Source organism: Parvibaculum sp., assembly GCF_035511255.1.
Lineage (GTDB): Bacteria > Pseudomonadota > Alphaproteobacteria > Parvibaculales > Parvibaculaceae > Parvibaculum.
In genome coordinates, this window is the sequence record NZ_DATKFR010000198.1 from 1 (window position 1) to 8,407 (window position 8,407).

Genomic DNA, 8,407 nt, shown 5'->3' on the forward strand with positions numbered 1-8,407 from the left:
TGCCAATGCGTCGAAGGCTCATGGCTGAGGACGACGCGCGTCTCGTCCGCGAGGCGATCCAGCGGCGCCAGACACTCAGTGTCGATATCCGCGTAAACTCCACCGAAGCGATGCAGCAGCATGTAGCGCGCCGCATCGGCACGCATCACGCCGTGCGGAAAGGCGCAAAAGAGATCGAGGAGGTCAGGATAATTCGCGGCCACGAAATCGAGCAGGCGACGGTCCGACCAGAGTTCGGTTCGCCAGCCGGGATTGAAAGCGGTCCAGCTCTGGCGCCAGCACCGAAAGCCTTCGGGGATCCTGTCCGTCTTCCAGGTTTGATGGATGATGCGCGGAATCAAGATACACTCGCCATTGGAGAAGCAATATACAAACTCTACAGCAAAGGTTCCGCGGCACCACTCCGCCGCTACAGAGCGAACCGGGACATGAAAAGAGCATGTCCTTCATCCGCGATGCGTCGCCGCAGGGCTTCATCGTCAATGAGCCGCCGGCAGGCCTCGACGATTTCGTCGGCTGTGTCCGCGATCAGGACGTGCCGCCCGGGAACGCCCCCGAACCCTCGCACGGCATGGCGCGTCGCCACCACCGCCCGCCGGTGACGCCAGGCCTCCAGAACCTTCATCTTCGTTCCGCTGCCACCACGCACAGGCGCGATGACCACCGCAGCCTCCTCGTAAAGATCATCGAGAGTCTCGACATAGCCCCTCCAGTCGAGGGCAGACGCGGCGAGGCGCGCACCCAGCCGCTCGGGCGCCGCGCCGACGACGGTCATGACAACGCCCGGAATGGCTTTCGCCATTTTCGGTTGAATCCGATCCATGAGCCAGACAACGGCGTCGCGATTGGGCAAATAGCCCAGCGTGCCTACAAAGAGAATTTTTGGACGGCGATCGGGGACCCATTCCTGATAGGGTGCCGGCGGCCCGACGATCCGGTTCGGCATGACACATACATTGGCCTTCGGAACTCTCTTCCGCAAAATCTCGGCATCCTCGGAGGCCGAGATATGGATGGTCGAGAATTTTTCCAACGCCCATTTCTCGTGGCGCGCATAAAAACGCGCGCCCGCCAGAAACTGTAAGGCGGGCCAGAAGCTCCCCCGTCGGGCGGACAGCACCGCCAGACTTTTGTACTTTTCGGATTCAAGGTCGTCCATGTCGAGCTCGACCCGGCCGCGCCACGCGAGTGGCAACCCGTCGAGCACGGTCGAAATCCCGAGACGAAAGAGAAGAATTCTATCGGGCGGCGGCCCGTCACCCCAAGGCGCGAGCGCCGCACGGACGGCCTCCGGATCCGGCACTCGCCAGCCGATCGTCTTTTTTGAACGCGGGACAGGAAGTCTTCTGGAGACGATCGTCATACGTCCCGGGAGTTCCCGCGCGACCGGTCCGGGACTCTCATTGCCGATCACCAGGGTCGCAAGATCGCCGCCTCGCGACATTTCATGCGCCCACATCCAGGCACGGCGATCCAGACCGTTTCCCTCCGCGTCCGGAATGACGGGGGAAATAAGCAGGGACCAGCGCTTCATCTCTTACTTCCCGCTTAGGTCGGGCCGGGTCGCCGCGTCAACCAACCACCGCATACTCGCCGAAATCCGGATGGCGCATCTGCCACCAGTATTTCATCGTGAAGCTCGACCAGTTGTTGGTGACCTTGCCATCGGCGGTCTTGTACCAGCTTGAGCAGCCGGCGGCCCAGACCGTTTTCTGCATGTCGGCCTGAAGGTCTCGGTTGTACTCATCCTCGGCGGATTTCTTGACGTCGATGTAACGCACCTTCGGGCTCTTCAGCGCCTCAAGGCATTGCATGATGTAGTTCACCTGGCATTCGATCATGAAGATGATCGAGTTGTGACCGAGATTGGTGTTGGGTCCGTAGAGCATGAAGAAATTCGGGAAGCCGGCCACCGCGATACCGCGATGAGCTTCCGCGCCATGCGCCCACACCGTATTGAGATCGAGATTGTTGCGCCCAACGATCTTCATCGGTGCGAGAAGATGTGTCGCCTCGAAGCCCGTTGCGTAGATGATGACGTCGGTGGGGTGAGAAACGCCATCCTCGGTCACGATCGCGTCGGAGGTTACCTTGGCGATGTGGTTCGTCTCAACCGCGACATTCTTGCGCGCCATGGTCGGGAACCAGTCGTTGGACAGAAGGATGCGCTTGCAGCCAGCCGGATAATCCGGCGTCAGCTTCTTGCGCAATTCCGCATCCTTGACGTGCTCTTCCATCGCGTTCGTGCCCGCCTTCTCGAAAAGCTTGCCGAAGAAGCTTCCTCTGACGAAGGCGAGATAATTCAGCTCGAGCATAAGGTAAATCTGGAGCCGATGGAGCTTCACGAGGAAAGGGAAGCGCCGGAACATCTCCTTTTCACGTTCCGTATAAGGACGATCCGCCTTGGGCACGATCCAGTTGGCCGAGCGCTGGAATATGCTGAGCTTCTTCGCCTTGGGCGCGATCTCGGGCACGAACTGGATCGCGCTCGCGCCATTGCCGATGACGGCGACATTCTTGCCCGCAAGATCGACGCTCTTGTCCCAGCGGGCGGAATGGAACGCCTTGCCGGCGAAATTCTCGACACCCTGCAACGTCGGATAAAAGGGCCGGTTGAGCTGGCCGGTGCCGGAGACGACGACATTGGCCGTGATCTCGTCGCCCGCTTTCGTGCGAATGCGCCAGAGTCCGGCGGCTTCGTCGAATCGGGCCTCCTCGACCTCGGTGTTGAAGCGAATGAAGGGGCGCAGTCCGTACTTGCGCGTCACATGCTGCATGTAGTCGAGGATTTCCGGTTGCAACGCGAATTTGCGCGACCAGTCGAGTTTCGGCTCGAAGGAAAAGGAATAGAGATGCGAGGGCACGTCGCAGCCGGAACCCGGATAGACGTTGTCGCGCCAGGTGCCGCCGATATCGGCTTCCTTTTCGAGAATGACGAAGGAATCGATTCCCGCGCGCCGAAGCTGGATCGCCATGCAGAGCCCGCCCATGCCCGTTCCCAGAATGGCGATCTGAAGCTGCTTCTGCGGAACGGCCTTCCTCGGACCCGGCTCACTCAAAAAGTCGTCCACAGCATTCTCCCTGACACTGACATCGGTTCGGCGCTGGCCTTTGTGGCTCGCTTGTTTAGGGTATATCCCCTAAACATTCATATATCGCGACGTTCGGCCTGCGACAATCTCAAGGTGCCACAAAAAGAACGGCCCCGTGAGGTTTCCCTCACGAGGCCACTCCCCTCGAATATCCTTGTATCCTAGAAGCGGTAGCCGACGCCAACGCCGACGATCCACGGATCGAGATCGACATCCGCGGTCACGGCGCCGCCATTGATGGAGACGTCCGTGCTCAGGAAGATCTTCTTCACATCGACGTTCAGCGACCAGTTGCCGCCAAGTGCGTAATCGGCACCAGCCTGCAGCGCATAACCGATGTGATTCTCGTAATCGATCGAGTTGATGCCGCCGCCGGGGGCGTCCTCGTCATAGAAGAAGGTGTAGTTGAGGCCAGCGCCGACATAAGGGCTGAACTGCGACTTCGGCATGAAGTGATACTGCACCGTCAATGTCGGCGGCAGCAAGCTGACCTTGCCGAGGCTGCCGGCCGCCGAATGGCTGACCTTGTGCCGCGTCGTGGCGGCGATCAGTTCGAAGGCGATATTGTCCGTCGCGAAATAGCTGAAGTCCACTTCCGGAACGACGTCGTTGTTGACGCTGACGTCGCCGCCGATCGAGGTGGACGCGCTCTCGTCGGGCGCAACCCAGAGACCGCGCGCGCGGACGAGGAAGTCGCCCGCCGACTTGCCCTTGAAGCCCGCGTCGTCGGCGAAAGCCGGAACCGAAAGGGCCGTGGTGCCGAGCAGCGCGGCGATTGCCATGGCCGCGATCCTGGAAGTCTTGTTGCCTTGCATTTCTTTTCTCCGTTGCCAGCACCCCATCCGGGTGCTCATCCGTTGGCAACAGTGTCGCGGAATAGCCGCAGTTTGTGTGCGGCCATTCTGTCGCAGAGCCTGCGCAGCGTTGTCGCATACGGAGTTTTACTTATGCGCTTCCAGAATGTGCTGATAGGCGCGCACCTGCTGCACAAAACGCAAGGCCTGCCCGCCTTTGGCGGGTCCATTTTTGAGATGCGCGGCATAGGCAGGCTTGCCCATCAGCGACAGCGCGCGGCGGATGCCATTCCAGCTATCGGGGTCGAGTCCCAATCGCACGGCTAGCGTCCGGGCATCCATCAGATGCGCGAAGCCCATATTGTAGGCCGCGAGCGCGAACCAGAGACGGTCTCCCTCCCGCACGGAATCGGGAATGCGGCTTTTCAGATCGGCGATGTAGCGCGCGCCTGCATAGATGCTCTCGATCGGATCGAGACGGTTCTCGACGCCCAGATGCTCGGCGGTATCCTCCGTCAGCATCATGATGCCGCGCACGCCGGTATGGCTTCGCGCTTGCGGATTCCAGTGCGATTCCTGATAGGCGACGGCGGCGATCAATTTCCACGGCAGACCCGTATCGCGTTCGGCGTCGCGCATCGCCTTCTCGTAGTCGGGCAAGGTTTTCACGATCGCCGCCTTGAAGGCCCGCACGTCGACATAATCGAAAGGCGGCAGGAAACCGAAGAAGCCGCGCACGATGTCTGCGAGTTCGCCCGACTTTCGCAGACCCGCGAACCAGTCGTCGAGCCAGGGCACGAGATCGTCGGAGCCCGGCGCCGTCAGCCAGACGAGCGATTGGTCGCCCGTGATCGGGAAAGCTTCGACCAGTTCCGGGTAATAGGGATTGTTGACCTGCATTTCGAGCGTCGTCGCGACCGTGCAGTCGAGCTGGCCCTTGGCCACGACTTCGAGGAGCGTTTCGACGGGCTCACGCGCCTGGCCGACGAAGAGCCCCTCCGTCTTCGCGGCAAGATCGAAAATGGCCTCGGCGCCCGCCGTTCCTTCCGCGGCCACGATCTTGAGGCCGATGAGATCCTCAGGCTTCTTCGGCAGGGGAATATCGCGTCGGCAGACGACGAGTTCGCGCAGGGACTGATAATCCGGTCCCGCGGAGAAGGCCTTGCGGCGGGCTTCGGTGGCGACCATGCCGAGAGCGATCTGACCGCGCCGCGCCGCCAGCGCCTCGAGGACTTCAGGCTCGGTGTCGTAGGTGCGGTACTCGACCTCGACGCCCAGCGCCTTTCCGAGCTCCTGCGTCAGCTCGTATTCCAAACCGGTATCGCCGAGCGTACCGGAATAATAGGTGGTCGGCGCGATCCGCGTCAGCACGACGAGCCTACCGCTGGCGCGGATGCTGTCGAGCCCTTGGGACACCGGCCGCAGAAAGGCGAGATAATAGGCAAAGACGCCGGCAAAGATGAAAAGCGCGAGGACGACGAGATAGGGCGCGCGCGGATCGGCCCACGGCGGCAACAATGCGCGCAACGCCCGCGCACCCTTCTCCGCCCATATCCGAATGCCTGCCACGATCCGCCGCCTGTGGTTTTTCGGCGACAGTTATAGCCCAACGTACCGAAGGCCGCTCACGCGGAATTGTGACCCCTTGACGAGCGTGACGCTGCTTCCCATCTATCCGGTTACTTCCAGAACTATGTCGAAGGCCCGAGCGGGACGCCCGGGCCTTTTCGATTCTGGGGCCGCGGGCGGCCGAATAACCGGGACGGGCGGGACGCCCGCCCCGGGGAGCGGGGATTACTTTCCCTTCGGGGCCTGGTTGAAGGGCAGGTCCTTGTCGACGCGGACGTCCTGCGGCATGCCGAGAACGCGTTCGGCGACGATGTTACGCAGGATCTCGTCGGTGCCGCCGGCGATGCGGTAGCCGGCCGCGCCGATCCACTGCTCGGTATAGGCACCTTCGGCCGGAGAGATGCTCCGGTCACGGATGACGCCGCCCATGTCCTGAAGGTCCATGCCGAAGGAGCCGAGGTCCTGCATCTTCTTGGCCGCGACGATCTTCGAGATGGAGCTTTCGGGTCCGGGGGTCTCACCCCTCGAAAGGGCGGTCAGCGTGCGGAAGCGGGTGAACTTCAGCCCCTGCGCCTGCACGTACCAGTCGGCGATGCGCTCGCGCACGGCGCCGTTGTCGATCGCGGGCTTGCCGGCAATCTCAGTCTCGCGGGCAAGCTCGATCAGATCGTCGGTGTCGGCATTGCCCTGGCTGCCGCCGACCGCGAGACGTTCGTTCATCAGCGTGGTCAGCGCGACCTTCCAGCCCTCGCCAACCTTGCCGAGGCGCTGGCTGTCCTTGACGCGGAGATTGGTGAAGAAGACTTCGTTGAAGTCGGCGCCGCCCGACATCTGCTTGATCGGACGGACTTCGACGCCCGGGCTCTTCATGTCGATATAAAACATGGTGAGGCCCTTGTGCTTGGGCACCGTCGGATCGGTGCGCGTCAGCAGGATACCGAAGTCGGAATAATGGGCTCCCGACGTCCAGACCTTCTGGCCGTTGATGACCCACTCGTCGCCGTCCTTCTCGGCGCGGGTGCGCAGACCCGCGACGTCGGAACCGCCCGCTGGTTCCGAGAAGAGCTGGCACCAGATCTCGTCGCCGCGCACGGCGGGACCGACATAGCGCTTCTTCGCCTCTTCCGAGCCGAAGGCCATCAGCGTGGGGATGCACATGCCAAGGCCGATGGCGAAGACGCCGCCGGGGACGGCATAGTTCGCTTCTTCCTGGCCGTAGATGACGTTCTGGATCGTGGTGCCGCCACCGCCGCCCCACTCCTTCGGCCAGGTGATGCAGGCATAACCCGCACTCGCCTTCTTCGCCTGCCAGTCCTTGGACTGCTTCAGGACTTCTTCAAGCGTCTTGGGGACGGGAAGGTCCTTCGCGTCGGCCTTGCGAACCGCGTTCTTGTCGAGCCAGCCGCGCACCTGCGCACGATAGGCCGCTTCATCTTTTGTGTCGTTGAAATCCATGGGTCTGTTCCGATGTTCGAATGGCTATGCGGATGGTCAGGCTGCGTTCTTCGCCTCGAGGCGCTGAACGAGCTTTTCCTTCCATTGAACCGAGGCGCCGACGGCAAGCGCGAGAAGCTTCGCGCGGCGATAGTGGAACTGCGTGTTCGCTTCCCACGTATAGCCGATGCCGCCATGCGTCTGCAGGCTCTCCTGCGCCGCAAACACATAGGCGTCGTTGCCGGCGATGCGCGAAGCGGCGGCGGCCTCGGGAAGTTCCGAGCCTTCGTCGTTGAGCATCATCGCGCCGAAATAGGCGTTCGACTTCGCCAGTTCCTTCTTGACGTAGATGTCCGCGAGCTTGTGCTTGATCGCCTGATAGGAACCGATCTGGCGGCCGAAGGCATAACGCTCCAGCGAATAATCGCGCGCCATTTCGAGCGCCGCTTCCGCGCCGCCGACCTGCTCGAAGGCAAAGAGCACGGCCGCGCCGTCGAGAATGCGGCTGACCTGCGACCAGCCGTCGCCCGCGCTGTCCATCAACTCGGCGGGCGCGTCCTTGAAGGTGACGGCGGCATGGCTGCGAGTCGGATCGAGCGTGCGGAGCACCTCGCGCGAAACACCGGCACCCTTGAGATCGACGATGGCGAGCGAGACCTTATCCTTGCCGCCCGCGTTCACGACGACGACAGCGACATCGGCGATGTCGCCGTCTGCGACCGGCGTCTTGACGCCGTTGACCTTGCCGCCGGCAAAGCTCGTCCTGGTATTGTGGGCGCTCGGCGCATGGAGACCTTCGGAGATCGCGAAGGTGCCGATGATCTCACCGCTTGCGAGTTTCGGCAGCCATGTCTGCTTCTGCTTTTCGGTGCCGAAGAGCTTGATCGCTTCCGAAGCGAGATAGACCGACGAGGAGAAGGGAACCGGCGCGACGGCGCGGCCGAGTTCTTCCGCAATGACGCAAAGCTCCAGCGCGCCAAGGCCGAGACCGCCATAGGCTTCCGGAATCGCGGTGCCGGTCAGCCCCATCTCGACGAGGCCCTTCCAGACCTCTTTCGCGTAAGGCTCGTCGCTGTCGAGAATGCGGCGCGGAACCGCGTAGGAACATTTGTCAGTCAGAAATTTGCGAACCTGCTCCTTGAGCAGTTTCTGGTCGTCGGAGAAATCGAAGTTCATGGTCGTGCCCCTCCTCGCGGATCGATGGCCTTTTGTTTTGCGGGCCTCGCTCGCGCGCCGGCGACCTTGTCGCCCCGCTCCGATCGGACCCTTGTCACGGCCTGGTCAGGTTGATGGATTGCGGCCAAGCGATGCGGCACGCATCCGATTTGCGCGCATTGTTCCCGCAATTCGGCGCGCTGAAAAGGGGCTCGCCATTGACGCCGCGTCCGCTTGGGCTCACTCGCCCGCCATACGCTCGCGCGGATGCTCGTCGCCAGCATCGCCGTCATCTTCGGCGTTCGGGGCCGGCGCATCGTCGTTCAGGAGATTCTGTTTCAGCCGGCCCATCAATGCCATCAG

7 protein-coding genes are annotated in these 8,407 nt (G+C 62.2%); all 7 read right to left on the reverse strand.

Features of this window, described 5'->3' with window-relative positions; genetic code table 11:
* Positions 1-341, reverse strand: a 341-nt coding sequence (locus VMR03_RS07475; protein WP_325403798.1) for a glycosyltransferase family 32 protein, incomplete at its 3' end; no start/stop codon positions are given.
* 68 nt (positions 342-409) lie between these two features.
* Complete coding sequence (locus VMR03_RS07480) at positions 410-1,534, reverse strand: glycosyltransferase family 4 protein (protein ID WP_325403800.1); 1,125 nt, start codon at positions 1,532-1,534, stop codon at positions 410-412.
* Between the two features lie 37 nt (positions 1,535-1,571).
* Positions 1,572-3,071 carry an NAD(P)/FAD-dependent oxidoreductase gene (locus tag VMR03_RS07485; RefSeq protein ID WP_325403802.1) on the reverse strand — a complete coding sequence of 500 codons (1,500 nt, stop codon included), beginning with the start codon at positions 3,069-3,071 and terminating at the stop codon, positions 1,572-1,574.
* 182 nt (positions 3,072-3,253) lie between these two features.
* Positions 3,254-3,907 carry an OmpW/AlkL family protein gene (locus VMR03_RS07490; protein ID WP_325403804.1) on the reverse strand — a complete coding sequence of 218 codons (654 nt, stop codon included), beginning with the start codon at positions 3,905-3,907 and terminating at the stop codon, positions 3,254-3,256.
* A gap of 126 nt (positions 3,908-4,033) precedes the next feature.
* Positions 4,034-5,455: a membrane-bound lytic murein transglycosylase MltF gene (gene mltF, locus VMR03_RS07495; RefSeq protein WP_325403806.1), complete on the reverse strand. Its 1,422-nt coding sequence runs from the start codon at positions 5,453-5,455 to the stop codon at positions 4,034-4,036.
* A 225-nt stretch (positions 5,456-5,680) separates the two neighbouring features.
* Positions 5,681-6,910, reverse strand: coding sequence for an acyl-CoA dehydrogenase family protein (locus VMR03_RS07500; protein ID WP_325403808.1), 1,230 nt, complete (start codon positions 6,908-6,910; stop codon positions 5,681-5,683).
* 36 nt (positions 6,911-6,946) lie between these two features.
* Positions 6,947-8,065: an acyl-CoA dehydrogenase family protein gene (locus VMR03_RS07505; protein WP_325403810.1), complete on the reverse strand. Its 1,119-nt coding sequence runs from the start codon at positions 8,063-8,065 to the stop codon at positions 6,947-6,949.
* Positions 8,066-8,407 lie beyond the last annotated feature (342 nt).

Coding starts and splice junctions, on each gene's coding strand:
- VMR03_RS07480 (WP_325403800.1), bottom strand. CDS start 1,534: ATGAAGCGCTGGTCCCTGCTTATTTCCCCCGTCATTCCGGACGCGGAG.
- VMR03_RS07490 (WP_325403804.1), bottom strand. CDS start 3,907: ATGCAAGGCAACAAGACTTCCAGGATCGCGGCCATGGCAATCGCCGCG.
- VMR03_RS07500 (WP_325403808.1), bottom strand. CDS start 6,910: ATGGATTTCAACGACACAAAAGATGAAGCGGCCTATCGTGCGCAGGTG.
- VMR03_RS07505 (WP_325403810.1), bottom strand. CDS start 8,065: ATGAACTTCGATTTCTCCGACGACCAGAAACTGCTCAAGGAGCAGGTT.